The sequence below is a fragment of the Pantoea sp. X-Soil-ISGK-355 genome, from assembly GCF_059730805.1.
In genome coordinates, this window is sequence record NZ_AP035971.1 from 3,695,547 (window position 1) to 3,722,128 (window position 26,582).

Annotated in this window: 25 protein-coding genes; 15 read left to right on the forward strand and 10 right to left on the reverse strand. The window is 55.8% G+C overall.

The window, feature by feature from the left end; translation table 11 throughout:
- Nucleotides 1-25: 25 nt before the first annotated feature.
- Genes hofQ through pilM form a run of 5 tightly spaced genes read right to left on the reverse strand, consistent with a single transcriptional unit; the run spans nucleotide 26 to nucleotide 3,447 of the window.
- The gene (gene hofQ / locus AC6I8J_RS17060; protein WP_253420245.1) at nucleotides 26-1,297 is read right to left on the reverse strand and encodes a DNA uptake porin HofQ; all 1,272 of its coding nucleotides are present in this window, start codon (nucleotides 1,295-1,297) and stop codon (nucleotides 26-28) included.
- Nucleotides 1,236-1,619, reverse strand: coding sequence for a HofP DNA utilization family protein (locus AC6I8J_RS17065; RefSeq protein ID WP_161733675.1), 384 nt, complete (start codon nucleotides 1,617-1,619; stop codon nucleotides 1,236-1,238). The genes hofQ and AC6I8J_RS17065 overlap by 62 nt, the downstream gene beginning before the upstream one ends.
- On the reverse strand, nucleotides 1,609-2,106 hold the full coding sequence (locus AC6I8J_RS17070) for a HofO family protein (protein ID WP_497825589.1): 498 nt from the start codon (nucleotides 2,104-2,106) through the stop codon (nucleotides 1,609-1,611). Before AC6I8J_RS17070 ends, AC6I8J_RS17065 begins: the two co-directional genes overlap by 11 nt.
- Nucleotides 2,099-2,644 (reverse strand): PilN domain-containing protein, encoded by a 546-nt coding sequence (locus AC6I8J_RS17075; protein WP_253420251.1) that lies wholly within the window; start codon nucleotides 2,642-2,644, stop codon nucleotides 2,099-2,101. Before AC6I8J_RS17075 ends, AC6I8J_RS17070 begins: the two co-directional genes overlap by 8 nt.
- On the reverse strand, nucleotides 2,641-3,447 hold the full coding sequence (pilM, locus tag AC6I8J_RS17080) for a type IV pilus biogenesis protein PilM (RefSeq protein ID WP_222924906.1): 807 nt from the start codon (nucleotides 3,445-3,447) through the stop codon (nucleotides 2,641-2,643). Before pilM ends, AC6I8J_RS17075 begins: the two co-directional genes overlap by 4 nt.
- Nucleotides 3,448-3,564: 117 nt before the next feature.
- On the opposite strand from pilM, the gene mrcA reads away from it, so the two are divergent.
- The 4 genes from mrcA to AC6I8J_RS17100 all read left to right on the forward strand — a co-directional run bounded on the left by mrcA (nucleotide 3,565) and on the right by AC6I8J_RS17100 (nucleotide 9,044).
- Entirely contained in the window at nucleotides 3,565-6,114 is a 2,550-nt protein-coding gene (gene mrcA / locus AC6I8J_RS17085; RefSeq protein ID WP_161733681.1) for a peptidoglycan glycosyltransferase/peptidoglycan DD-transpeptidase MrcA, read from the forward strand.
- A 486-nt stretch (nucleotides 6,115-6,600) separates the two neighbouring features.
- Nucleotides 6,601-7,011: a GNAT family N-acetyltransferase gene (locus AC6I8J_RS17090; RefSeq protein WP_161733683.1), complete on the forward strand. Its 411-nt coding sequence runs from the start codon at nucleotides 6,601-6,603 to the stop codon at nucleotides 7,009-7,011.
- 267 nt (nucleotides 7,012-7,278) lie between these two features.
- A complete protein-coding gene (locus AC6I8J_RS17095; protein WP_237566700.1) occupies nucleotides 7,279-7,725 on the forward strand; it encodes a helix-turn-helix transcriptional regulator in 447 nt (148 codons plus the stop codon).
- Between the two features lie 20 nt (nucleotides 7,726-7,745).
- Nucleotides 7,746-9,044: a cytosine permease gene (locus tag AC6I8J_RS17100; protein WP_161733687.1), complete on the forward strand. Its 1,299-nt coding sequence runs from the start codon at nucleotides 7,746-7,748 to the stop codon at nucleotides 9,042-9,044.
- A gap of 49 nt (nucleotides 9,045-9,093) precedes the next feature.
- Here the strand turns inward: AC6I8J_RS17100 and nudE are convergent, their stop codons facing one another.
- Nucleotides 9,094-9,657: an ADP compounds hydrolase NudE gene (gene nudE / locus AC6I8J_RS17105; RefSeq protein WP_161733689.1), complete on the reverse strand. Its 564-nt coding sequence runs from the start codon at nucleotides 9,655-9,657 to the stop codon at nucleotides 9,094-9,096.
- Nucleotides 9,658-10,048: 391 nt separating this feature from the next.
- Between nudE and AC6I8J_RS17110 the strand changes: the two genes are divergently transcribed.
- From AC6I8J_RS17110 to pckA, 5 genes are all read left to right on the forward strand, one after another.
- Complete coding sequence (locus AC6I8J_RS17110) at nucleotides 10,049-12,184, forward strand: intracellular growth attenuator family protein (protein ID WP_161733690.1); 2,136 nt, start codon at nucleotides 10,049-10,051, stop codon at nucleotides 12,182-12,184.
- A 56-nt stretch (nucleotides 12,185-12,240) separates the two neighbouring features.
- On the forward strand, nucleotides 12,241-12,888 hold the full coding sequence (gene yrfG / locus AC6I8J_RS17115; RefSeq protein WP_497825590.1) for a GMP/IMP nucleotidase: 648 nt from the start codon (nucleotides 12,241-12,243) through the stop codon (nucleotides 12,886-12,888).
- A gap of 13 nt (nucleotides 12,889-12,901) precedes the next feature.
- Nucleotides 12,902-13,303, forward strand: a complete 402-nt coding sequence (hslR, locus tag AC6I8J_RS17120; protein WP_033734209.1) for a ribosome-associated heat shock protein Hsp15 — start codon at nucleotides 12,902-12,904, stop codon at nucleotides 13,301-13,303.
- A 49-nt stretch (nucleotides 13,304-13,352) separates the two neighbouring features.
- Nucleotides 13,353-14,219, forward strand: coding sequence for an Hsp33 family molecular chaperone HslO (gene hslO, locus AC6I8J_RS17125; protein ID WP_150011098.1), 867 nt, complete (start codon nucleotides 13,353-13,355; stop codon nucleotides 14,217-14,219).
- Nucleotides 14,220-14,587: 368 nt separating this feature from the next.
- Entirely contained in the window at nucleotides 14,588-16,207 is a 1,620-nt protein-coding gene (gene pckA, locus AC6I8J_RS17130) for a phosphoenolpyruvate carboxykinase (ATP) (RefSeq protein WP_013359292.1), read from the forward strand.
- Between the two features lie 39 nt (nucleotides 16,208-16,246).
- Here pckA and envZ read toward each other — a convergent pair whose 3' ends face one another.
- Entirely contained in the window at nucleotides 16,247-17,614 is a 1,368-nt protein-coding gene (gene envZ, locus AC6I8J_RS17135; protein ID WP_003853013.1) for a two-component system sensor histidine kinase EnvZ, read from the reverse strand.
- Complete coding sequence (gene ompR, locus AC6I8J_RS17140; RefSeq protein WP_003853014.1) at nucleotides 17,611-18,330, reverse strand: osmolarity response regulator transcription factor OmpR; 720 nt, start codon at nucleotides 18,328-18,330, stop codon at nucleotides 17,611-17,613. The genes envZ and ompR overlap by 4 nt, the downstream gene beginning before the upstream one ends.
- Before the next feature lie 535 nt (nucleotides 18,331-18,865).
- Here ompR and yjbE point away from each other — a divergent pair.
- The 4 genes from yjbE (at nucleotide 18,866) to AC6I8J_RS17160 (ending at nucleotide 24,012) form a co-directional block, all read left to right on the forward strand.
- On the forward strand, nucleotides 18,866-19,114 hold the full coding sequence (gene yjbE / locus AC6I8J_RS17145) for an exopolysaccharide production protein YjbE (RefSeq protein WP_150011104.1): 249 nt from the start codon (nucleotides 18,866-18,868) through the stop codon (nucleotides 19,112-19,114).
- Nucleotides 19,115-19,294: 180 nt separating this feature from the next.
- Complete coding sequence (gene greB / locus AC6I8J_RS17150; RefSeq protein ID WP_010253180.1) at nucleotides 19,295-19,768, forward strand: transcription elongation factor GreB; 474 nt, start codon at nucleotides 19,295-19,297, stop codon at nucleotides 19,766-19,768.
- A 103-nt stretch (nucleotides 19,769-19,871) separates the two neighbouring features.
- Complete coding sequence (locus AC6I8J_RS17155) at nucleotides 19,872-22,199, forward strand: Tex family protein (RefSeq protein ID WP_480343711.1); 2,328 nt, start codon at nucleotides 19,872-19,874, stop codon at nucleotides 22,197-22,199.
- A 127-nt stretch (nucleotides 22,200-22,326) separates the two neighbouring features.
- Entirely contained in the window at nucleotides 22,327-24,012 is a 1,686-nt protein-coding gene (locus AC6I8J_RS17160) for an alpha-amylase family glycosyl hydrolase (RefSeq protein WP_497825591.1), read from the forward strand.
- On the opposite strand, the gene AC6I8J_RS17165 is transcribed toward AC6I8J_RS17160, so the two are convergent.
- Together AC6I8J_RS17165 and bioH are read right to left on the reverse strand one after the other, a co-directional pair.
- Nucleotides 24,013-24,282, reverse strand: a complete 270-nt coding sequence (locus AC6I8J_RS17165) for a YdgH/BhsA/McbA-like domain containing protein (protein WP_010671554.1) — start codon at nucleotides 24,280-24,282, stop codon at nucleotides 24,013-24,015.
- A 172-nt stretch (nucleotides 24,283-24,454) separates the two neighbouring features.
- The gene (gene bioH / locus AC6I8J_RS17170) at nucleotides 24,455-25,228 is read right to left on the reverse strand and encodes a pimeloyl-ACP methyl ester esterase BioH (protein WP_161733696.1); all 774 of its coding nucleotides are present in this window, start codon (nucleotides 25,226-25,228) and stop codon (nucleotides 24,455-24,457) included.
- A 34-nt stretch (nucleotides 25,229-25,262) separates the two neighbouring features.
- Here bioH and gntX point away from each other — a divergent pair, with 34 nt between their 5' ends.
- Entirely contained in the window at nucleotides 25,263-25,943 is a 681-nt protein-coding gene (gntX, locus tag AC6I8J_RS17175) for a DNA utilization protein GntX (protein ID WP_033784173.1), read from the forward strand.
- Between the two features lie 58 nt (nucleotides 25,944-26,001).
- Nucleotides 26,002-26,577, forward strand: a complete 576-nt coding sequence (nfuA, locus tag AC6I8J_RS17180) for a Fe-S biogenesis protein NfuA (protein WP_161733698.1) — start codon at nucleotides 26,002-26,004, stop codon at nucleotides 26,575-26,577.
- Nucleotides 26,578-26,582: the final 5 nt, after the last annotated feature.

The following is a 26,582-nucleotide window of genomic DNA, read 5'->3' on the forward strand; positions in this document are numbered from 1 at the left end:
GGCCTTAAGGGACGCATTTTCCGTTTTATCCAGCCGTAAGCGCTGCTTCCCTGACCAATCGCGGCGTTATGAAGATCACCAGCTCTCTTTTTTTGCGCTGCTCTGATTGCTGACGAAACAACCCGCCAATCAGCGGCACATTTCCCAGCAGCGGCACCTTATTCTCTCCGTGACTGCGCTGCTGCTGAAAGATACCCCCTAACGCCAGTGTTTGCCCGTCACTGACCGTGACCTGCGTCTCAATTTCCTGTTTATCAATGGATAATATGTCGCTGTCGCCGGTTCTGATGCTGCGACCCGGCATGTTCTGACTGATATGGATCTTCAGCTGGATGCGGCCATGCCCGGAAATCGTCGGTGTCACCTCCATGCCCAGCACCGCTTCTTTGAACTCAATACTGGTGGCTCCGCTGTTTCCCGCCGACACTTCATAAGGAATCTCAGTGCCCTGCTTAATCGACGCGGTCTGTTGATGTGAGGTAAAGAGGCGTGGACTGGCGATGATTTCAATCTGGTTCTCCTGCTCCAGCGCACTTAATTCCAGGTCCAGAAGCTGACCGCCGATGCGCGCCAGTGCCATACCCACGCTGACGCCGGGCGAACTGACCGCCAGCGGAATATCCAGCCGGGGATGATGCAGGATGTCAGTCACGGCGGCGTCACCCGCCTGCAATCCCCACTTCACACCCAGCTCCTGCAGATGCTCTTCGCTGATGGTGACGATATGCGCCGATAGCTCGATCTGCTCCAGTGGCAGGTCCAGCGCCCGTATCCAGCGCTCCGTCTCTTTCAACGCTGCCGCCGTATCGCGCAGTAACAGGGCGTTGGTGCGTTTGTCGACCGTTACGCTGCCGCGCTCACTCATCAGCGACTGCCGCTCACTCAGCAGACTGGCATGCACCTCGCTGGCGCTGGCGTAACGCAATATCACGGCGCGCTGCTGCAAAGGCTCCTGCAGCAATCGGGCCTGCTGCTCAGCCTGCCGTGTCTGCTGCTGTTCCTGTTGCCAGCTTTCCGGATAGACCAGCAGGACATTACCCTGTTCTATCAGCGTCAGCTTTGCCATGCGCGCCACCAGCTCCAGCGCCTGATGCCACGGCAGGTTATCGAGCCGCAGCGATAACGCCCCTTCAACTTCTGGCGCAATCATCAGGTTGATCTGCTGATAGTCAGCCAGCGCCTGCAAAATGCGCGCTACCGGCGCGTTATCAAACGTCAGGCTGAGAGGCTCCTCATCAGCGGCGTAAACCGGCAGCAGGCAGTTTATGAGCAGCAGCAGAGTGGCTATCCTTTTCATGCGAACGTCCTTTTAAATAAAACGAAGTCTGTTGAGCAGTGCAGCTATTCGATACCGTTAAGGAGATGCTGCGGCGGGTCATATCAGCGAGTTGCCAGGGCGGCAGGGGAAATGGCTTGCCTGTACGGACTGCGACGCTCTCTCCCTGCGGGTTCAGTAGCCAGGCATGAAAATGCGTCTTACGGCCAATGATCCCCTGCAGACGCCAGCCGGTAAGCGGCTCTGCAGGCGCCTCACAAACTGATCCGGCAACAGGACGGAACGGATCACGCGCCAGCACACCCCCACAGCACAGCAGTAAAATCAGCAGGTTATGGCGCATCGTCAGGCTCCAGCCAGAGTTGGGCCACCAGCTGCTGCGGCTGCGCCAGCAGCTGGAAATGCACCGGAAACAGCAGGGAAGTATCGGCAAGCTCAGCAAAAAGTGACTGAAACGCCGGCCACTGCAGATGCAGGGTCAGCGTGCGTGAAGGAGAATCCGGCTGCCACTCTTCGAGCTGATGACGTCGTGCCGCCAGGATCGCTTCCACTGCCCGGCCCGATGCGCCCGGTGCAGATCTCGTGAGCGGCATCGACTGCAGCTGCGCCTGCAACTGTGCATTATCGGGATTCTGATGCCACTGCTGCTGGCGTTGCTGAAGGGTACGGTTCAACTGCAACAGTGTCTGCTGTTCAGCGATCAGCGCCTGCTGCTGTGGCCGCAACCATAATACCCATGAGATCAGTAGCAGGCCGGATGAGAGGGCGGCGAGCATGCCGTAGCGTGGAAGTGCAGCCATCTGCCACCAGCGATCCCACCACTCATTCATCAGCCACCTCCTGCACCTCTGCCCGCAGTGAAAAGCGATAATGACTATCAGCCTGACGCTTAACGCTGCCCTGCCTCACCTGACCAAACAGAACGACGGTGGTTAACTGCTCACGGAACTGCCGAACCGCCGCCATATCCTGCGCCAGCCCCTCCAGCGTGAGACGATTGTCGCGCTTCTCCAGCCGGGTCAGCCAGGCGGTGTCGGGCAATAACGCGGGTAAATCGATCCAGAACTGATGCCATGCAGCAAGTTGTACAGCCTGCTGGCGCTGCTTCGCCTGCTGTTTTTGCACTACCGCGAGCTGCGCCAGTAACGTCTTCTGCTGCGCCAGCTGCACGTCCAGATTTTGCAGTGCCTGCTGCTGCATCCTGCTCGTCTGGGCCACCTGCTCACGCACCTGATAGATGCGCCAGCTTTGCTGGATGATTCCCACCAGAACAGCACTCAGCATCAGTGACAGCACGACAAGGCTCTGTCGCCGCTGCTGTTGCTGACGGCACTGCCGCCACGGCAGCAGATTCACGGCGACCATCATTTATCTCCGTCGCGCAGCGCCAGCCCGGTCGCCAGCGCAAAGGCACCCGGAATTTCCGGTAACGGCGGCTGTTTATAACGGAACAGATCAAAGGGGGAAAACGCGCGGGCGTCAGCGGGCAGCGCAGAATTATCGGCTGAGCACCAGGCGACAGAAGGGGCGTCGGGGAAGGCCTGTTGCTGCAGTGCCGCAAGCGAAGTGGCTTCGCCGTTCTCAGCCGCGGTATGCACATCGCTCCAGAGCCAGCGGTTATCCTGCTGCAGGACCAGCACCGCGCCATCCTGCAACGCAGCCTGGCGGGCTAACCGCCTGAGCGCTTCGGTAGTCAGTTCAAACACCTGCGGCTTTAATCCCGCCTGCAGCAGTGGCGCTGCCCACTGGTCTATAATCTCCAGCCGGGCCGCCGTGACGCAGAGCTGGCCGCTCTGTGCATCCATGCGGTAATCCAGCGCCAGCGCAGCAGGCTCCAGTGGAAAGAGACGGCGCGCAGCCGCCTGCACGTAGTGCCCCAGCGCAGGCTCATTGAGCGACTGAACAGGCAGCGGGAGCTGGCGCTGCAGGACCAGCCGGGTGGGCAGCGCGACCCGCAGCGAGTAACGACGCGGCAACCGCTGACGCCAGGCCGTTAAGGCTGCCAGTAATTCAGGCGAAGATTGCAGCACGCCGTTTCTTAACGTATCTTGCGGCAGCCGCTGCTGCCACCAGTGGCGTAGCTGCCAGCCATCACGATGAGGCTGGAGGGCCAGGGCACAAATCTGCCTATTCTGAATATCCAGCCCAATTTGCCAGGTATGAAAAGCCATGTGCGCGATCTCCTTATCGTCCGGGAAAGATGGACATATCAAAGCGTCTGGCTTGCCTTTATACTACCGCGCGGTTGTTTATAAACTGCTCAAACGACAAGAGATGGGAAATTCCAGGTGAAGTTCGTAAAGTATTTATTGATCCTTGCAGTGTGTTGCATCCTGTTGGGAGCTGGCTCGATTTATGGTTTATACAAATACATAGAGCCACAGCTGCCCGACGTAAACACGCTGAAAGATGTGCGTCTGCAAACCCCGATGCAGGTTTACAGCGCCGATGGCGATTTAATCGCCCAGTATGGCGAAATGCGCCGTATCCCTTTGACTCTGCAGCAAGTGCCACCTGTGATGGTGAAAGCGTTTATTGCGACCGAAGACAGCCGTTTCTATGAGCACCATGGTGTTGACCCGGTGGGTATTTTCCGTGCGGCCAGCATTGCGCTGGTTTCCGGTCACGCCTCACAAGGTGCCAGTACTATCACTCAGCAGCTGGCCCGTAACTTCTTCCTGAGCCCGGAACGCACCCTGATGCGTAAAATAAAGGAAGCGTTCCTGGCGATCCGCATTGAGCAACTGCTGAACAAAGATGAAATTCTTGAGCTTTACCTGAATAAGATCTACCTCGGCTACCGTGCTTATGGCGTCGGTGCCGCCGCACAGGTCTATTTTGGTAAGCCGGTTGACCAGTTGTCGCTGAGTGAGATGGCGATGATTGCCGGTCTGCCAAAAGCGCCATCCACCTTTAACCCGCTGTACTCGCCGAGCCGCGCCCTGTCGCGCCGTAACGTGGTACTGGCGCGTATGCTGGATCAGCATTACATCACGCAGCAGCAGTATGACGAGGCACGGAATACGCCGCTGGTGGCGAAGTATCACGGTCCGGAAATCGCCTTCTCTGCCCCCTATCTCAGCGAGATGGTGCGTCAGGAGATGGTGAAACGCTACGGCGACAATGCCTATACTGACGGTTACAAGGTTTACACCACTGTCACCCGCCGTCTGCAGGAAGCCGCTCAGACCTCGGTGCGCAATAACGTTATGGCTTACGATATGCGTCATGGCTATCGCGGCCCGACCAGCGTGCTGTGGAAAGTGGGTGAACCTGCCTGGGATCAGACAAAGATTGAGAAGGCGCTGAAGACGCTGCCGGTCTATGGACCGTTGCATCCGGCCGTGGTCACAGAAGCACGCAGCGATGAAGCGACCGTAATGCTGAAAGATGGCAGCAATGTGTCGCTGGCACTGGCTGGTGTGCGCTGGGCACGTCCTTATAAGTCTGACACCGTACAGGGCCCGACGCCGAAAAGCGTGACGCAGGTCCTGCAGGCTGGCCAGCAGATCTGGGTGCGAAAAGTGGGTGATGACTGGTGGCTGGGCCAGGTGCCGGATGTGAACTCGGCGCTGGTCTCGCTGGATCCAAATGATGGTGCGGTGCGCGCGCTGGTCGGCGGTTTCGCCTTTAACCAGAGCATGTTTAACCGTGCGACCCAGGCGCTGCGCCAGGTCGGTTCTAACATCAAGCCTTTCCTCTATACTGCCGCCATGGATCGCGGGCTGACGCTCGCCTCCATCCTTAACGATGTGCCGATTTCCCGCTGGGATGCGGGTGCCGGGGCTGACTGGCGTCCAAAGAACTCCCCGCCGACATATGATGGTCCGATTCGTCTGCGTCAGGGACTCGGTCAGTCGAAAAACGTCGTCATGGTACGTGCGATGCGTGCGATGGGTGTGGACTACGCCGCAGAGTATCTGCAGCGCTTTGGTTTCCCGGCTCAGAACATTGTGCACACCGAGTCGCTGGCATTAGGTGCGGCCTCATTCACACCGTTACAGGTGGTGCGCGGCTACTCCGTGATGGCGAATGGCGGCTTCCTGGTCGATCCTTACTTCATTACTAAAATTGAGAACGAACAGGGCGGCACCGTATTTGAAGAGAAACCGAAGATCGCCTGTCCACAGTGCAATCTGCCGGTCATCTACGGTGAGACCAAAAAAGCGCTGGCGTTAAATGAAGAGAGCGTCGAGAACGTTGCCGCCTCAAATAACAACCAGAATCAGGCCGTTCCTCAGCCTGAACTGGAGCAGGTTCCGGCGCAGGCACAGCAGGGTGAGCAGCAATATGCGCCGCACGTGATTAATACCCCACTCACCTTCCTGATTAAGAGCGCGCTGAACAGTAATATCTTTGGCGAACCGGGCTGGATGGGAACTGGCTGGCGTGCCGGGCGTGACCTCAAGCGTAATGATATCGGCGGTAAAACCGGTACCACCAACAGCTCGAAAGATGCCTGGTTCTCGGGTTACGGCCCTGGCGTGGTGACTTCAGTCTGGATTGGTTTTGATGATGCGCGCCGCAATCTGGGCCGCAGCACGCTCTCCGGTGCCATTCCCGATCAGATTTCGGGCTATGAAGGCGGCGCTAAGAGCGCACAACCGGCATGGGATGAGTACATGAAGAGTGCGCTGGATGGTGTACCGGTACAGCCGTTAACGCCGCCGGATGGTGTGGTCACTGTGACGATCGATCGCAGCACCGGCAAGCTGGCCAATGGCGGTGGCAACACCCGTCAGGAGTACTTCATCAATGGCACCCAGCCAACCGAATATTCGGTGCATGATGTGGGGACTACCATTATGGATAACGGTGAGAGTCACGAGCTGTTCTGATGTGATATCTGCAATGTGAAATATCTGAGGCTGGTCACCTGACGTGATCAGCCTTTTTTATTGGCCCGCTTATCATGATGAAACACGCGATGCTTTTCGTGCCTGAGCGACTCAGTCAACTGGGATGGGAAAAAAAGAAAGGTAAAGCCGGAGAGAGATCATCATCTGTTGCTGAGGAAAATGCCGATCACCCTGAGCGATCGGCATTAAATCAGTCAGATAATATAAAGCAATGTGTATGAAGTGATTCAGAAAGTGAACCTAAAAAAGAATATCGTTATTATATCGCTATGATTAGCTTAGTCTTCCCTGGTGCCAGCAAATATAATTATTGGCATGTCCGCTGAACAACGATAACCAGCTTAATATTTATTGCGCCCAATAACAGGAGGGATATTAACTCTTGCGCATCGCTTACCATCATGATAAGAATGGAAAGTTCGAAAACCTCTATTTTGATTTAATCACCTATGGATACTTTTATATATGGAAATTAAAGTGGGCCATACGCAAGACCCCGAAACTGAAGAATATATTATTCAGCGACTCTGGCAGCACAATGGACGCTTTGCTGACATCAATATGAAAACGCTGAATGTTATCCTGTATGACGAACAGAAAAATATCCAGGGTGGCCTGTTAGCCCATACCTGGTGTGGCACGCTGGATATTCATTATTTATGGATAGAGGATGCCTGGCGCCTGCATGGCTCCGGACGTCAGCTGATGCAGGCCGCGGAAGAGGAAGCGCGCAATCGCGGCTGCCATATGGCCGTTGTTGACACGTTAAGTTTCCAGGCACGGGGTTTTTACGAAAAACTGGGCTATCGCGTCTATGGCGAACAGGATGGCTATGCGCAGCGCTATGCCCGTTATTATCTGGCAAAAAGATTATAATCTGAATGCTTTCAGCGAGGCGCTATGGACAGCCCATACCGTAGTATTGATGAATTCATTTCTGCATTCGCCACCACCATGGATTTATTACCGACACCCTGGGGGTTTAAGAATGCCGCATCGCAGCATCTTTATATGAATGAAGCTGCAAAAAAGTATACCGCTACGCCGAAAGGTTATTTATTTGAGGGAAAAAGAGACAGTGAGTTTCCCACCCCCTGGAGTGATTGCGCCGATGAATTCTGCGAGCACGATCAACAGGTAAAATTGAATAACAGTCGCGTGGCCGTGATTGAAACCCACTACTGGTATGGCAACAACTACCTCACCCCTTTTATCAGCGAAAAATACCCTGTTTTCGACGATCAAAATCAGTGGCTGGGCTGTATCTGGAATGCACGTCCGGTGGATAACCTTACGGCAATGAGCTTTATCGATCCCAGAAAATCCTCTGTACTGACGACGCGCCTGGAACACGCCCTGTTTACCCCCGCCGAGCTGGATGTCATTTTCCTGCTGCTACGACGCTTCAGCGCGAAAGAGATCGCCCGCATCTATAACCTCAGCGCAAAAACTATCGGTAACCGCATCACCATGCTTTATCAAAAAGCGGGTGTGCATTCGCTACAACAATTTGAGAACTACTGTCGTGCGGAGTCACTGGAGAATTATCTGCCAGAGCGGTTTCTCCGCACAGGCATTATTTATATATAAACCGGTAAGGAAACCCTGTTGTGAGTAAATTTGATGATTATCCTCTGAGCCCTGTTCCTGCAAATAAAAGGCTCTCACTGCTGAGCGTCGCTATTGTGCATATGGGCATGCTGACTGCGCTGGATCAGTTTATGCTTGGCGCGGTTCTGGGCAACAGTATGACGCCAGGCGAGGCGTTTACTGCCATCACGCTGGCCAGCCTGCTATTTGGCGTGCTGACCTTCGCGCTCGGCTATGCAGGAATGCGCGAGGGATTGCCGGGCAGTCTGCTGGCTCGCTGGTGTGGTTTTGGTCGCCACGGCTCAGTGTTCATTGGTCTGCTGGTCGCGGTCAGTCTGCTGGGCTGGTTCGGCATTCAGAATGCCGTTTTCGCCCGATCGCTGAGCTATGCCCTGAACGGCACACTCAGCTTCTCAGAGTCGGCAGCACTTTCAGGGGCCGTGTTGACGTTACTGGTTACCTTTGGCTTTAAGGCGCTGCGCTTTACCGCACGCATTGCGGTTCCACTCTTCATCGCACTGATCGGCTGGATTTTCTGGCACGCGTTCCACGGCCAGCCTGGCCAGCACACACCGCCGGTTATCGCCAGCCAGGCCATTACCGTGAGCGCCGCCATTACCATGGTAATTGGCGGTGCAATCCTGGCCAGTCTGATGACGCCCGACCTGACGCGTTTCTCACGTAACGGTAAAGATGTCTTCGCCATTACGCTGCTGACCATTCTGGCGGGAGAATATGGGATTAATGGGCTGGCCATTCTGATTGCCAGAGAACTGAAGACCTCAGACATCATCGCGATCATTACGCAAACTACCAGCTCACTGGGTTTGCTGGTTGTGGTCTTTTCTACCCTGCGCATTAACGACCTGAATCTCTATTCGTCAACGCTGGGCATCGCCAATGCGATTGAAGGCTTAACCGGCTATAAGCCGCGTTATCCTGTGATTACGCTGCTGCTCGGTATGCTCGGCACACTCTGTTCAATTCTTGGGATTCTTGATCGTTTTGTCGATTTTCTGGAACTTCTGGGGGTCATCTTCCCGCCGGTACTGGGCGTGATGATCATTGACTACTATGTGCTGAAAACTGACCGCCAGACGCTGGCGCTGAGCCGCAACAGCAATTCCTTACCGGCAACGTCTCAGCTTATCGGCTGGCCCGCGCTCATAGCCAGTGCAGCGGGCGGAGCCACCGGACTGTTGGTTGAGCGCGGCGTACCGGTACTTAATTCGATTCTCGTGGCATGCGTGGTTTATCTGTTAACCGCCCCCCTGTTGAAGCCTGCATCAGCCATACAGGAAAATGCAAGAGCAGAATAAAATCGAAACGCGCCTGCTGACAGGCGCGTTTCCTTACTTATGCGCTCGCTCAGTAACTCAGCCGCCCCTGCTTCACCAGCCATTCGCGCGCCATAAACAGCGCACTGACATTACGTGCCTCGCGGAAATCGGGTTCATCCAGCAGCGACATCATATCGCTCAGCGGCCAGCGGTGGACAATCAGCGGCTCCGGCTCATCGCCTTCCAGCTTTTCAGCGTAGAGACCTTCCGCCACCACAATGTTCATTTTGCTGGAAAAGTAGGAGGGTGCCATGGTGAGTTTGCCCAGCGTGGTCAGTTGATCGGCACCAAAACCGACCTCTTCTTTCAGCTCGCGAACTGCCGCTTCATTCACGGTTTCACCTGCATCGATCAGCCCTTTCGGAAAACCCAGCTCATAGGTTTCCAGTCCGACGGCATACTCCTGAATCAGGATCAGATGGTCATCAATAATCGGCACAATCATCACCGCTTCACGCTCAGAGGGCTTCATCCGCTCATAAACGCGATGCGCCCCATTGCTGAAAGCCAGATCGACCGACTCAATAGTGAATAACCGTGAACGCGCCACGGCGGTGATATTGAGGATGTCAGGTTTTTTTGGAATTTTCATATCAGCCTCAAATTATTCTGCGCCGGCTATCTGGAGCGAATTAGCATACCTAACCACAGGCAATTGTGCGACAGTCAGACAGTGTCGTTATCGTTGCATAGATTACAGCGATTGAATAACAGCCTTTGGTTATCAGTTAAGACTAAATTTGCATTAGTCAATATGCTGCGATAAGTTTCAGATAATACCGATATTTAATCCAGTCTGTGCCAGTTACCATTCGGACAAGGCAGGGTTTAAAAAATGCCAGTCAGATATACGCTGGCACTATTTCATCGGGTGCCTGACTCCTCAGGGTTATATAATCTTCCGGAATGCCTCTTTTATAGTGAGCATAACCGGAGGCGAAAGTTTAAAGTGAAGGCAGCATTTTGGCTGAATTGAGCAGAGCATGAGCACAATCTTTATGATCCTGGCCATAGTGCTGACCTGTTCAATCCTGGCAGGTATTGGGTTCTGGTACGCTATGCGGCATCGCCCGCCGTTGGCGAAACCGCTGCCATTCATCAGTCCGCCCTGCCGTAAACTTTCTGCCCAGGAGCGTGAGGCGGTCGATAAATATGTCGCCGCGCTGGAAAAGCAGCCCCGTACCACACTGACTACGGATAAGCGCAGCGCGTCTGAACGTCTGACACTGACGGCGCAGAGCAACAATGTCTATCCGGTTACCCGCGCCATTACACGCTATGGCCTCTCTACTGACGATCCCCATAAATGGCGCTACTACCTGGATGAAGTTGAAGTTCATCTGCCGCCGCTGTGGGAACAGTACATCACTGACGAAAACTACGTTGAGTTAATCCGCACCCAGTCCATTCCGCTGGTGATCTCACTGAATGGCCACTCGCTGGTGGATTACGCCGTCGACCAGCAATCGCTGCCGACACTGATGCGCCCTGTGTCGACTAACGCCTCTATCCGCAAAGCAGAAACGGAAAACGTCGAACTGCTGCAGGTGCGTAAAGAGACAGCGGAAGAATATCGCCTCTCGCGGCCAGACGGCACGCGTGAAGCGGTGATGATCTCCCTTGCCTTCTTACTCTTCTTCTTCAGCCTGTTAGTGCCCACCACACTGATGATCTGGCTGGTCCTGACCGGCGCAGTCACGATCGCGGCTAGTCTGTGGCTGCTCTATCGCATTCCGGGTGAGCGCGGACTACGTGATATCCACTGCCTGCGCGGCGCGCCAAAGCGCTGGGGCCTGTTCAGTGAGTCGAACCAGGAGCAGAGCAACATCACACTGGGGATTATTGACCTCGCCTATCCTCCGCACTGGCAGCCTTATGTGGCACACGATCTCGGTCAGGTGACCGATGTGGAAATCTACCTCAATCGTCAGGTCGTGCGTCAGGGACGTTTCCTGTCGCTGCAGGATGAAGTCAAAAATTTCCCTATCCAGCGCTGGCGAAAAAACGTGGTGCTGGCCTGTGGTTCGCTGATGGTGCTGACCATGCTGGTCACCTGGATCCCGCTTGGTATGCCGATTAAGCTCAGTCTGGCCTGGGCCAGAGGCACCGACAGTCTGGAGGTCAGCAGCGTCGATAAACTCAGCAGCGTGCCGCTGAATATTGGCGACAACCTCAAAGTGAGTGGCACCGGCATGTGTTCCGTGCCAGACAACTACCAGAGCAACCGCAGTTACGCCTATATGCCGTTTGACTGCTCGGCGGTCTACTGGAATAACGCCACGCCATTGCCGCAGCCACAATCGGACATCATCGACAAAGCCGCGGCGCTGCTGGATACCACCACAAAGCAGCTGCATCCGGAAACCAATACCGATCCCAAACTCAATCCACAACTGGCCTCCGCGATTCAGAAGTCAGGCATGATTCTGCTGGATGATTTTTCCGATCTGGTGATGAAAACGCAGGATCTCTGCAATCAGCCGCAGGACTGTATGCGCCTGAAAAATGCGCTGGTGAACCTGGGCAATGCCAAAGACTGGGAAGCGCTGATGCGCCGGGCAGATTCCGGCCAGCTAAACGGCATGAATGTCCTGCTGCGGCCGGTCAGTGCGGAAGCCCTGGAAAATCTGGTCAATACCGCTACCTCGACCTTCTTTTTCCGCGAAACACGCCGGGCGGCAGAAAACCTTAATAGCCCGCCACCTGGGGGATTCCTGATCGTCAGCGACGAGGGTCGCCAGTTGGTCAATCAGCCGCAGCCTTCCGTATCGCTGTTTGATCTCGATCCCCCCTCCCAGTGGCGCGAGCTGCAACGTATTTCCGCCATGCTGCTGCACACGCCGTTCAGCGCAAGCGGCATCATTACTGGCATTTCGACCGATGCCAACGGCACACGTCACATCATGCTGCACAATGAACCGGATGCTATGGCGCAGTGGCGCTATCTCGGCACCGTGTTGCTGCTGCTGGTGCTGCTGGCCTGCGGCGTAATCAACGGACTGCTGGCGCTGCGCCGCATGCACCGTAATCGCCAGCGCATGATCGATATCCAGCAATACTACGACAAGTGTTTCAACCATAACCTCGGCACTTTGCAGAGCGTGCGCTCGATATTCTGAGCCCTGCCCTTCTGTGCTACCCTGTCGCCCGGTTTTTTACAGGGTCTGACACTACGATGCTCAACTGGTCTGAGATTGATACCGTGCTGCTCGACATGGATGGCACGCTGCTGGATCTGGCATTCGATAGCTATTTCTGGCTGGAGCATGTCCCTGAACAGCTCAGCCAGCAACGCGACATCAGCCGGGCAGAAGCCGACGCGATCATCACGGAAAAGTATCAGGCCGCTGCCCATACGCTAAACTGGTATTGTCTGGATTACTGGGCAGAGGCGCTGTCGCTGGACATCCGTGCCATGACCTGGGCGATGCGCAGCCGGATCGCACTGCGTGACGATACGCTGCCTTTTTTGCAGGCCCTGCGTCGCGCCGGAAAGTCCACGATTCTGCTGACCAATGCGCATCCTTACAATCTGGACGTCAAACTGGCGCAGACAGGTTTAGCGCCGCACCTTGATTTATTACTTTCCACCCATACCTTTGGGTATCCGAAAGAAGACCCGCGTTTATGGCACGCGGTACAACAGCACACCGGCTTTTCTGCGCCGCGCACGCTGTTTATCGACGATAGCGAAGTGATTCTGGATGCTGCGAAGCTATGGGGCATCGGTGAGTGCTTAGGCGTGAAGAACCCCGATTCGGGTCGTCCTGAGCAAATCTTTCAGCGTCACCGCGCCACGGACGATTACCGGACGCTGATCTGAGTCAGGAGCAGCAATGAAAGAGAAAAGCAGCGAAGAGGTCCGCCTCGACAAGTGGCTGTGGGCCGCGCGCTTCTACAAAACCCGGGCGATGGCGCGGGAAATGATTGAAGGCGGCAAGGTGCATTACAACGGCCAGCGTAGCAAACCCGGCAAAGTGGTAGAGCTGAATGCGGAACTGACACTGCGTCAGGGCAATGATGAACGCACCGTAGTAGTGGCTGGCATCACCGCGCAGCGCCGTCCCGCCAGCGAGGCCCAGCAGCTCTATCGTGAAACCGATGCCAGCATTGAAAAACGCGAAAAAATGGCGCAGGCGCGCAAGATGAATGCGCTGACTATGCCGCATCCCGATCGGCGACCAGACAAAAAAGAGCGTCGCGATTTGATGAAGTTTAAATTATCGGGCGATGAATAACGCCGTCTTCGCTGACGCACCATCGCCCCGTCCCAGTGAGAGAAAAAATATGTCAGTCCAGGATCAACTGCACCGTTATCTGTTTGAAAATGCCGCCGTGCGCGGCGAGCTGGTGAACGTCTCTGACACCTGGCGTGAAACCGTGAAGAACCACGACTATCCGGCACCGGTTAAAACGCTGCTGGGTGAGATGCTGGTCGCCACCAGCCTGCTGACCGCCACGCTGAAGTTCGATGGCGAAATCACCGTGCAGTTGCAGGGTGACGGTCCGCTGTCGCTGGCAGTGATCAACGGTAACAATAATCAGGAGCTGCGCGGCGTTGCACGTATCAAAGGCGACATCCCGGATGACAGCACCCTGAAAAGCATGGTCGGCAATGGTTATCTGGTGATCACCATCTCCCCTGAAAAGGGTGAACGTTATCAGGGCGTGGTCGGGCTGGAAGGTGACACTCTGGCGGCGTGCCTGGAAGATTACTTTATGCGCTCCGAGCAGTTGCCCACGCGCCTGTTTATCCGCACCAGCGACAAAGGCGCTGCCGGTATTCTGTTGCAGGTACTGCCAGCGCAGGATACAGAGAAAGAGGTCTTCGAACACCTGGCGACACTGACCGAAACCATCAAAACGGAAGAGCTGATCGATCTGCCTGCTAATGAAGCGCTGTGGCGTCTCTACCATCAGGAAGAGGTTACCCTCTACGATCCGCAGCCGGTGATCTACAAGTGCACCTGCTCGCGTGAACGCTGTGGCGAAGTGCTGACCACGCTGCCGCAGGAAGAAGTGGATGAGATCATCGCGGAAGATGGCAAAATCGACATGCACTGCGACTATTGCGGCTCAAACTACGTGTTTGACGCCGTAGACATTGCCGGCATCCGTAGCCACTCCCATGAGAATAACGACCGACTGCACTGATTAATCGGGCGGCGTCTGCCGCCCCTTCTCTTTTCCCCCGCGCTATCCCCATAATTTTTCTGACAAATTATCTTTTTTTACTTTCATAACATCTTTTAAACGTTCGAAACATAGCCTTAACGCGCCCTGAGTCGCATTTTTAGATCACTGCCCTTTTTCCCTCTTCGCAGAAGAGTAAACTGCGCGCGATCGTGCAAACGCCCGGACGCCTGGGGCAGATGCCCTGAATAGCCCGGTTAGCTTTGCAGGCTGTCGTAACGACGCGCAGTAAACCGTCAGTGATTCACCGCACCCGATACCACAGCCGGTGGCACGATCCCAACCTATCTCTGCTTTGCAGAACAGACACCGATTTAAGGAGCAGTAAAATGCGCGTTAACGGCCTGACCTCGCAAGACCTTGCCGCTTTGGGCATCGTGGATACCACGGAAGTGGTTTACAACCCTGATTACGACACGCTATTTCAGGAAGAGACGCGCCCGGACCTCGAAGGTTTTGCTCGTGGCACCCTGACGCAGAGCGGCGCGATTGCAGTAGACACCGGGATTTTCACCGGGCGATCGCCAAAGGATAAGTACATTGTGCGTGACGACACCACGCGCGATACCCTGTGGTGGAACGACCAGGGCACCGGCAAAAACGACAATCAGCCTCTGTCACAGGAGACCTGGAACGCACTGAAAAGCTGTGTTACCCGCCAGCTTTCCGGCAAGCGTCTGTTTGTAGTGGATGCGTTCTGTGGTGCCAATGCCGATTCACGTCTGAGCGTACGTTTCGTCACTGAAGTTGCCTGGCAGGCTCACTTCGTGAAAAACATGTTCATCCAGCCTACAGATGCTGAGCTGGCCGACTTCACGCCTGACTTTGTGGTGATGAACGGAGCGAAATGCACCAATCCTGACTGGCAGGCGCAGGGTCTGCACTCGGAGAACTTTGTTGCCTTCAATCTGACGGAACGCATGCAGCTGATTGGCGGCACCTGGTACGGTGGCGAGATGAAGAAAGGTCTGTTCGCCATCATGAACTACCTGCTGCCGCTGAAAGGCATTGCTTCAATGCACTGTTCAGCTAACGTCGGTAAAGCAGGTGATGTGGCGGTCTTCTTTGGTCTCTCCGGCACCGGCAAAACCACACTCTCCACCGATCCTGACCGCCAGTTGATCGGCGATGATGAGCACGGCTGGGACGATGATGGCGTGTTTAACTTCGAGGGCGGTTGCTACGCCAAAACCATCAACCTTTCTGAGCAGGCTGAGCCGGAGATCTACCGCGCCATTCGCCGCAATGCATTGCTGGAAAACGTGGTAGTGCGCGAAGATGGCAGCGTTGATTACGCCGACGGCAGCAAAACAGAGAACACCCGCGTCTCCTATCCGATTAATCACATCGACAATATCGTGCAGCCGGTCTCAAAAGCGGGCCACGCGAAGAAGGTGATTTTCCTGACCGCCGATGCGTTTGGCGTGCTGCCACCGGTTTCACGTCTGACGCCGGAGCAGACGCAGTATCATTTCCTGTCAGGCTTCACCGCCAAACTGGCGGGTACCGAGCGTGGCGTGACGGCGCCGACCCCAACCTTCTCCGCCTGTTTCGGCGCGGCATTCCTGACGCTGCATCCGACGCAGTACGCTGAAGTGCTGGTGAAGCGGATGGAGGCGTCCGGTGCGCAGGCTTATCTGGTCAATACCGGCTGGAACGGCAGTGGCAAACGCATCTCACTGAAGAATACCCGCGCCATTATCAATGCGATCCTGGCGGGTGAGCTGGATGATGCACCGACAGAAACGCTGCCAATCTTTAATCTGCAGATGCCGGTTGCGCTGGGCGAGCTGGACAGTGACACGCTCGATCCGCGTCGTAGCTGGGAGAGCGAAGAGAAGTGGACCGCTGCCGCCGAAGGTCTGGCACAGCGCTTTATTGATAACTTCGACAAGTACACGGATAACGCCGCAGGTGCTGCGCTGGTGAAAGCTGGCCCGCAACGCTAAAAGAACCGGCGCGGCAATGAAACTGCCGCGCCGTTTTTATCATCCCGACACGCTGTTGCTGCCGTTGTTGTGGCTCAGCGCCATGCTTTCCACTAACGGCAACCAGGCACGAATGCGTAAACCGCCGCGTTCGCTCTCACCAATCTCCAGCGAGCCCTGATGGGCATCAATAATACGCTGCACGATCGCCAGGCCCAGACCAGTCCCGCTGGTGCTGCGGGCGCTGTCACCGCGCACAAACGGCTGGAACAGATGCGCCAGCTGATCCGGCTTGATGCCAGGTCCGTCATCTTCCACCTGGAACCAGGCCCGATGCAGTTCCCGTCCGCTACTGACCTTGATCCAGCCATTGCCGTAGCGTGCGGCGTTGACGACCAGGTTAGCCAGTGCGCGTTTAATCGACAGCGGGTTAATATCCAGCATTAACTCTTCCGGCATCACCGCATTTTCGATTTCACGCTCATAGCCGCTTTCAGCCGCCACCACCTCGCCCAGCACGCTGTTCAGGTCGGCACGCTCGGTCTGCATCTCCTGACCAGTGCGCAGGTAGTCAATGAACTGTTCAATGATGGCGTTGCACTCTTCGATATCTTTATTAATCGATTCGGCCAGATAGCCATCCTGCTCGCTCATCATCTCGGTGGCGAGACGAATGCGGGTCAGCGGCGTACGTAGATCGTGGCTGACACCCGCCATTAGCAGCGTGCGGTCATCCGCCAGCTGCTTCACGCCAGCCGCCATCTGATTAAAGGCGCGCGTTACCGATCGCACTTCTGATGCACCGTATTCGCGCAGCGGCGGCGGAATAATCCCGCGTCCGACCTGTAGCGCGGCGTGCTCCAGATCCACCAGGGGTCGGTTCTGAATACGGATAAACAGCCAGGCACCGCCTATCGCCAGCAACATGATCGCCAGGGTGTAGCGGAACAGTGGTGAGAAGTCGCCCTGATGAATCTCCGTCAGCGGCACCCGCACCCAGATATCGGGCGACAGCCAGGTTTTCAGCCAGACCACCGGCGAGTTTTTGTTCACCTCCACCCGGACATCGGTGGGACCGCCAAGCTGCTGGCCCATCTGCTCGCTCAGGAATTCATAGTGCTGCGCCCAACGCAATCCGCTCTCCTCTGCTGCTGCATTGGTGTAGAGCGAGATCCCCAGCTCGCGGTAGATTTCCCGGCGAAACGCCGGGGGCACTTCCAGCTGCGTGCCATCTTCCAGCTGCAACCGGTCGGTCATCAGCATACGAACTTCGTAAGCGAGCACCTTATTGAACTGTTGCAGGCTGGGAAGAATAGCGAAGTTCAGCACCACCAGATAGGTCGTTACCAGGCTGACGAACAGCAGGGTAACGATCAGCAGCAGGGTGCGGGCAAACGAACTACGTGGCGAGAAGCGCAGTCGCTTCATGCTTTACTGCCGTCCGGCACAAAGACGTAGCCCAGACCCCAGACGGTCTGGATATAGCGCGGATGCGCAGGATCCTCTTCCACCATGCGACGCAGACGGGAGATCTGGACGTCGATCGAACGCTCCATGGCGCTGTATTCACGGCCACGCGCCAGGTTCATCAGCTTGTCACGGGACAGCGGCTCACGCGGGTGGCTTACCAGCGCTTTCAGCACCGCAAACTCACCGCTGGTCAGCGGCATCGGCTCATCTTCACGAAACATCTCGCGGGTGCCGAGGTTAAGTTTGAATTTACCGAAGGCAATAATCGCCTCTTCCTGCGACGGTGCGCCTGGCAGTTCATTAGCCTGACGGCGCAACACCGCGCGGATACGCGCCAGCAGCTCACGCGGGTTGAAAGGCTTGGGAATGTAGTCGTCAGCGCCGATCTCCAGCCCCACGATACGGTCCACCTCTTCGCCCTTGGCAGTCACCATAATAATCGGCATCGGGTTGCTCTGACTGCGCAGACGACGGCAGATAGAGAGGCCATCTTCGCCCGGCAACATCAGGTCCAGCACCATCAGATGAAAGGATTCACGGGTTAACAGACGATCCATCTGCTCGGCATTAGCGACACTGCGCACCTGAAAGCCCTGCTCGGTGAGATAGCGTTCAAGCAGTGCACGCAGACGCATATCATCATCGACGACCAGAATTTTGTAGTTCTCTTGCATTTTCAACTCCCAAAGGCGCTATTGCCTGAGCCAACATTGTTAAAAAAAGATGCCTTATAGTGACAGTCATTATTGGTTTATATTCTAGCCAAAATTGTTACAAAGCATATTAAACAGGAGCTTATATTTGAATTAAGGCGATTGTGGGGCCGTTTCAACCCGTTTACCCCTGCCTGGCTTCTGATACGGCAAATCTGAAAAAATGGCCCTGTTTCTCTGTATCGCTGGCGTCAGAAGCGAGCCAGTTTTTAATCGATGAATCAATTCAGTGAGTTAGCAGATAATTTGACTTAATGATCAGCCATCATTGTAGATAAGCTCCAGATAATCTACCTCAACAGCGTTGCGGCAGCATAATATTCCAGTAAATCTGCCTGACACCTCATGCTCCTCTCGGATTAGTTTCAGCAGCACGTTCAGCAAGGCCAGTTTAAATTAAAGCTCTTTAAATCAATCAGTAAAGCCAACTTTTCGCCCCTCTCGTTTTGAACCAGACTGCTCTGGCAACATTCGATGTCTCAACGGGGAATACACAATGAAAAAAACAATTTTACTGCTGAGCGCGCTGGCATTAAGCAGCGTCAGCCCAGGTTATGCTGCCACAGCAACCGGTGAAGCCGCCGGCGCAGCAGCGACAACCACTGCAAAAGGTAACTCTGACGCCATCGGCGTGGGTGCAGTCGCAGCCCTGCTGGGCGTTGCGCTGGCCACTATGGGCGGCGGCGGCGGTGACGGTCACAGCACCGGCACCTCGACCACTACGGCGACTCACGCCGGAAAATAAGTTTAAGCACCCTGCTGGCTTCAGATTACTGGTTTCATTTTGCATCACAGCATCAACCCTTTCGCCGCCGGGGAAATTAACGTGGGTTTTTAGCCTTTAAAAACCCTTTCCCCGACTCTTTTTTGCCGTGCCCTCTTTGCCTTACACTGTCGCTCCTGAGATTTCTGTGGCCGGTATAGCATGAAAACCCGACTTATTACCCGTGAAGGCTTCGATAAGCTGAAAGCGGAACTCGACTATTTATGGCGTGAAGAGCGACCGGAAGTGACGAAAAAAGTCACCTGGGCTGCCAGCCTTGGCGATCGCAGTGAAAATGCCGATTATCAGTACAACAAAAAACGGCTGCGTGAAATTGACCGCCGCGTTCGCTATCTGACCAAAAGTCTTGAACAGCTGCGTATCGTTGACTACTCACCCCAGCAGGATGGCAAAGTCTTCTTTGGTGCCTGGGTAGAAATTGAAAACGATGAGGGCGACCTCAAACGCTTCCGCATTGTGGGCTACGATGAGATTTTTGGCCGTAAAGATTACATCTCTATCGACTCACCCATGGCGCGGGCGCTGCTGAAAAAAGAGGTCGGCGATGCCGCCACCGTTGAGACGCCAGTGGGTCCGGCACTGTGGTATATCAACGCGATTGACTACCCGCAATAACGATTCAGATTATCGCTGAAAGCCGCCCGCGTCTCTGGCAATTTTGATTATCAATCCGTATAACTGTCGGCTATTTCTCAACCCGGAAAGCAAGACAGTCCTGATGATGAAAGTTCTGAGCCAGATAATTGCCAGTGAGCTACAGGCGCGACCAGAGCAGGTTGACGCCGCCGTTCGCCTGTTAGATGAAGGGAATACCGTGCCGTTTATCGCGCGCTATCGTAAAGAGGTCACCGGCGGTCTGGATGATACCCAACTCCGCCAGCTGGAAACCCGCCTCAGCTATCTGCGTGAACTTGAAGAGCGACGCCAGTCAATTCTGAAGTCGATTGACGATCAGGGAAAACTGACTGACGACCTCGCCCGCGCCATCAATACCACCCTCAGCAAAACCGAGCTTGAAGACCTCTACCTGCCCTACAAGCAGAAACGCCGTACGCGTGGACAGATCGCGATTGAAGCGGGTCTGGAACCGCTGGCGAACACGCTCTGGCAGGATCCGTCGCACACCCCTGAGCAGCTGGCTGAGCAGTATGTCGATGCTGATAAAGGCGTTGCCGACGTCCGTGCCGCGCTGGATGGTGCCCGCTACATTCTGATGGAGCGTTTCGCCGAGGATGCCGCGCTGCTTGCCAAAGTGCGTAACTACCTGTGGAAAAATGCCCACCTGGTCTCTCGTGTAGTGGAAGGCAAAGAGGAAGCGGGCGCGAAGTTCCGTGACTACTTTGATCATCACGAAGCGCTGAGCACCGTGCCGTCGCATCGTGCGCTGGCGATGCTGCGTGGCCGCAACGAAGGTGTGCTGCAACTCTCGCTGAATGCCGATCCGCAGTTTGATGAAGCACCGCGTGAAAGCCACGGCGAAACCCTGATTGCTGAACACCTGAATCTGCGCCTGAATAACGCCCCTGCCGACAGCTGGCGTAAAGCCGTCGTGAGCTGGACGTGGCGCATCAAGGTGATGCTGCATCTGGAAACCGAACTGATGGGTACGGTGCGTGAACGCGCAGAAGATGAAGCGATCAACGTCTTTGCCCGCAACCTGCACGATCTGCTGATGGCCGCCCCGGCCGGGATGCGTGCCACCATGGGACTGGATCCCGGCCTGCGTACCGGCGTTAAAGTCGCTGTGGTCGATGCCACCGGTAAAGTCGTGGCGACCGATACCGTTTATCCACACACCGGTCAGACCGCCAAAGCGGCTGCCGCGGTTGCCGCGCTCTGCATTAAGCACCAGGTCGAGCTGGTGGCGATTGGCAACGGCACCGCGTCCCGTGAAACCGAGCGCTTCTTCCTGGATCTGCAGCAGCAATTCCCACAGGTCACGGCACAGAAAGTGATTGTCAGTGAAGCTGGCGCATCGGTCTACTCTGCCTCTGAACTGGCGGCGCTGGAATTTCCGGATCTTGATGTTTCGCTGCGCGGCGCGGTGTCGATTGCCCGCCGTCTGCAGGATCCACTGGCTGAGCTGGTGAAAATAGACCCGAAATCGATCGGTGTCGGTCAGTATCAGCATGACGTCAGTCAGAGCCAGCTGGCGAAGAAACTCGACGCCGTAGTAGAGGATTGCGTAAATGCCGTCGGCGTTGACCTTAACACCGCCTCGGTGCCGCTGCTGACCCGCGTCGCGGGCCTGACGCGCATGATGGCGCAGAACATTGTCGGCTGGCGTGATGAGAACGGCCGCTTCCAGAATCGCCAGCAGCTGCTGAAAGTGAGCCGTCTTGGGCCAAAAGCCTTTGAGCAGTGTGCGGGCTTCCTGCGCATCAACCACGGCGATAACCCGCTGGATGCCTCGACCGTCCACCCGGAAGCCTACCCGGTCGTGGAGCGTATTCTGACCGCCACCGAGCAGGCGCTGAGCGATCTGATGGGCAACGCGGGCAGCCTGCGTAACCTCAGCGCCCACGATTTCATTGATGAACGTTTTGGTCTGCCGACCGTTACCGACATCATGAAAGAGCTGGAGAAGCCGGGCCGCGATCCGCGTCCCGAGTTTAAAACTGCGCAGTTTGCAGAAGGTGTGGAAACACTGAACGATCTGTTGCCGGGCATGATCCTCGAAGGCGCCGTCACCAACGTCACTAACTTCGGTGCGTTTGTGGATATTGGCGTGCATCAGGATGGCCTGGTCCATATCTCGTCGCTTTCAGACCGCTTTGTGGAAGACCCCCATCAGGTGGTGAAAGCGGGCGATATCGTCAAAGTGAAAGTGATGGAAGTCGATCTCCAGCGCAAACGTATTGCCCTGACCATGCGTCTTGATGAGCAGCCGGGCGAAGGCAATGCACGTGGCGGCGCGAGAAACGCTGCCCCGCGCGAAGAGAAACGTCCGGCCGCCGGTAAAGGCCGTCCACGTCCGGTCAGTTCCTCTGCGGGTAATAGCGCGATGGGTGATGCGCTGGCCGCGGCATTCGGTAAAAAACGCTAAGCTTTTCAGGGGGCCACATCCGGCCCCCTCTTCTCGTCCTCTCCCCCGGTTGAAAATCCCCATCATCGCGCTACGCTAAAAAGACGCCTGTCATAAAAACAACACCTGCTGTGGCACCCAATTCACGATGGATACGATCACCGATCTGATTGAGAAGATTTATGCTGGCACATTCCCGGAGGCGACCTTTGCGCGCCTGCAGGCTGACATCGCTACCGCCCGCGAGGCGATTAAGCTGCCGCGCAAGGCACACTGGGATGAACAGGATGTGGTACTGATTACCTACGCCGATCAGTTTCGGGAAGCCGGTAAACCCACGCTCAGCACCTTTTCCCGGTTCTATCAGCAGCACCTGCAATCCACGTTTCCGCTGGTTCACCTGCTGCCCTTTTTCCCCTGGTCGTCCGATGACGGCTTTTCGGTGATTGATTACCATCAGGTCGATCCGCAGTGCGGCGACTGGCAGGATATTGCGCGCCTGCATCAGGAAACCCGGCTGATGTTTGACTTCGTCTGCAACCACATGTCGTCGCAGAGCACCTGGTTCAGCCACTTTCTGGCGCAGGATCCTGGCTGGGATGATTTCTTTATCAGCATGCCGCCCGCCACCGATCTCAGCGCCGTCACGCGACCGCGCACCTCGCCGCTGCTGACGCCGTTTAAGATGGCCGATGGCGACACCCGTTTTATCTGGACCACCTTCAGCGCCGACCAGATCGACCTTAACTTTGCCAATCCTGAGGTGTTGCTGCGCATGGTCAACGTACTGCTCGACTATCTGATTCGTGGCGCTGACTATGTACGTCTCGATGCGGTCGGTTATATGTGGAAAACGCCCGGCACGCGCTGTATTCATCTGGAAAAAACCCATCAGCTGGTGAAGCTGTTCCGCGCCATTGCCGACCATGTCGCGCCTGGCACGGTGATTATCACCGAGACCAACGTGCCGCATCAGGACAACATCAGTTATCTGGGCAACGGGCACGATGAGGCGCAGATGGTCTATCAGTTTTCACTGCCGCCGCTGGTCCTGCATGCCATTCATACCGGATCGGCGCGCGCACTGCGGCAGTGGGCCAGTTCGCTGGATCTCAGCAGCAACGACACCACCTTCTTCAACTTTCTGGCGTCACACGATGGCATCGGGCTGAATCCGGCGCGCGGCATTTTGTCTGAAGTGGAGATTGTGGCGCTGGTGCGCGATCTGGCACTGGAAGGCGCGCTCGTCTCCTATAAAAATAACCCCGACGGCACCACCAGTCCCTATGAAATCAACGTCACCTATCTGGATGCGTTAAATAGCGAGGCTGACGATGACGCCACGCGACTGAAACGCTTTTTGCTGGCCCATGCGATTCTGCTGGTCTTTCCTGGCGTGCCTGCCATCTATATCCAGAGCATTCTGGGCGGTCGTAACCATTATGATGGCGTGCGGGCCGCCGGACACAACCGGGCGATTAACCGTCAGAAGTATGATTTGCAGCAGATTGAGGCGGCGCTGGCGGGCGGTGACTGGCTGCGGCAGCAGATTTATACCCGGCTCGGCCAGTTGATACAGCTGCGTCGTCGCCAGCCTGCGTTTCACCCGGATAATCCGATGACGCTGTATGACAGCGAAAATGCCGTGCTGGTGCTCAGCCGTCATCATGCGGAAAGCGGCGACGGACTGCTTTGCGTATTTAATCTCAGTGGACGATCAGTGGAGACGCGGCTGCCAATGGCGCATACGTTGCAGGATGTGGTGAGCGGAGAGAAAATTGATGGCACCCAGCCGGTTAAGCTGGATGCCTGGCAGTTCATGTGGCTACGTTAATTACTTGTAGACTTCAGCGGTGGCGCTGAATTTACCGTGTTCGCGGCCTGCGATCACGCGGTAGTATTTACCGCCCTTTTCGTCAGCGAGCTTCGACAACACTTTCTTAGCATCCATTGGCGAGGTAGTTTCCGCCGTGGTGTTAACGTTGCCGATCTTTTGCAGGTTCATTGTTTTAACTTCTTCCTGGGTGACTTCTTTCGCTGCCATCGCAGAAAATGAAATCGCGCCCATCATCATTGAAGCCACAACCCATTTAAAAACCTTCATTATGTTTACCCTCATTCATGATCCATTGTGAGATGTAAGCAGCCGCTAAACGCGTAAGGCGGTATGGAACGGCATAGTCATTTCCGTGACTAATCACATAAAATGCAGCGGCCTTGCTCACAGAGAGAAGTATTGCTGCTGTCTGCGATTTTGCCAGTTCAAAGCGTCATTATCACGGCAGATTACTGATAAAATTAACAATATGCTGGCAAAAACGCTCAGGATGGGAAATAAAAGGCGCATGTGCGGCTTTTTCGATAACCACTGAAGGCGATGCTGGCAACATTTCATCTATCTCAGCGGCTATCCGGCGCGGCACCAGTCCATCCAGCGCCCCGTAGAGTCGCAGGAACGGCAGCGTAATCTGCGGTAACGCGTCGCGCAGATCGACCTGGCGCAAAATCTCCAGCCCGCCATCCAGCACCGCCACCTCCGGCATCGGCTGCGACAGCACCACCTCTTTCAGCTGCCGCGCATCGGCGCGAGCCGTTTCGGTACCCAGCGTCTGCAGCGCCAGAAAGCGCTCCACCGTGCGCTGGAAATCATTGCTGAGCATCTGCTGAAAGTTCTGCAGCGTCTCCGGTTTAATGCCGGGCCAGCTCTCTGTGGCGGTGAAACAGGGCGACGAGGCAACGGTGATCAGTGCAGCCAGTTTTTCTGGCGCGCTCAGCGCAAGCTGCGTCGCCACCAGTCCGCCCAGCGACCAGCCCACCACAATCGCCTGCGGTGGCAGCAAAGGCAGTAACTCTTCTGCCATCTGCGCCAGCGTCAGCGCACCGAAATGCTGGCTGCGGCCATAACCCGGCAGATCGACCAGATGCAGGCGATAGTGCGGGCTGAGTCGCGGAATAATGCTTTGCCAGACTTCGGCGTTCAGTCCCCATCCGTGCAGCAGCACAAGATCGCGTTTTCCTTCCCCGCAGGTGTGCCAGTAGAGCGACATCATCAGTTACTATCCCGAAATTGATAAGGAGGTCGCTATGCTAGCAATGCCCGCCCTGTGTTGGCTATGCCGGATGCCGTTACGGATAGCCCGGCACGGCATCTGCAGTTTATGCCTGCGCGGATTACCGCCGTTGCCATTGCTCTGTCCGCGCTGCGGATTGCCGGCTGGCTCAGCAAAGGTCGCCTGTGGCCGTTGCCAGCTTAAACCGCCCGCCTGGCAGGCGCTGGTCTGCGTCAATGACTACTGTCCGCCGTTCAGCCAGTGGGTTAATCAGCTGAAGTTTTCTCACATAACCGCACTCAGGGTGATGCTGGCGCGGCTGCTTTTGCTAAGCTGGCTGAATGTTTACCGGCGTGGCACGGTGCCGCGTCCCGATCTGCTGCTGCCGGTTCCGCTGCACCGGCGACGACGCTGGCAGCGCGGCTTCAATCAGACGGTACTGCTGGCCGCTCCGCTGGCGCACTGGCTGGGATGTGAATGGCGTGAAGGTGTTTCCCGCAGGCGAAGGGGCGCCCTACAGCATCAGCTCAGCGCCCGGCAGCGCCGCACCAACTTACGCGGTGCCTTCCGCCTTGAAATGGCGGTGCAGGGACGCCATATCGCGCTGCTTGATGACGTCATTACGACCGGCAGTACCGTAGATGAAATCAGTCGTCTGTTACTGGCACAGGGTGCGGCCAGCGTGCAGGTCTGGTGCCTGTGCCGTACCTTGTAGAGCGTCTTTGATGGGCGTATTATAACCAACTAAATTAGTCAACTATTGAGCAATCGACATGATCCGAATTACTGACTCTGCCCAGGAACATTTTTCTAAACTGCTATCCAAACAAGAAGATGGCACCCAGATTCGCGTATTCGTGATTAACCCGGGTACGCCAACAGCAGAATGCGGCGTCTCTTACTGTCCGCCCGATGCGGTTGAAGCCACCGACACCGAACTGAAGTTCGAAAAGCTCTCAGCGTATATTGATGAGCTGAGCAAGCCGTATCTGGAAGATGCAGAAATCGATTTCGTTACCGACAATCTGGGTTCCCAGCTGACGCTGAAAGCACCGAATGCCAAGATGCGCAAAGTCTCTGATGATGCGCCCATGGTTGAGCGCGTTGAGTATCTGCTTCAGGCGCAGATCAACCCACAGCTGGCTGGCCACGGCGGTCGCGTGTCGCTGATGGAGATCACCGATGAGGGCTACGCCATTCTGCAGTTTGGCGGCGGCTGTAACGGCTGTTCAATGATCGACGTGACCCTGAAAGATGGTATTGAGAAAGAGCTGCTGGCTGCCTTCCCGGAACTGAAAGGCGTGCGCGATATTACCGAGCATCAGCGCGGCGAACACTCGTTCTACTGATGATA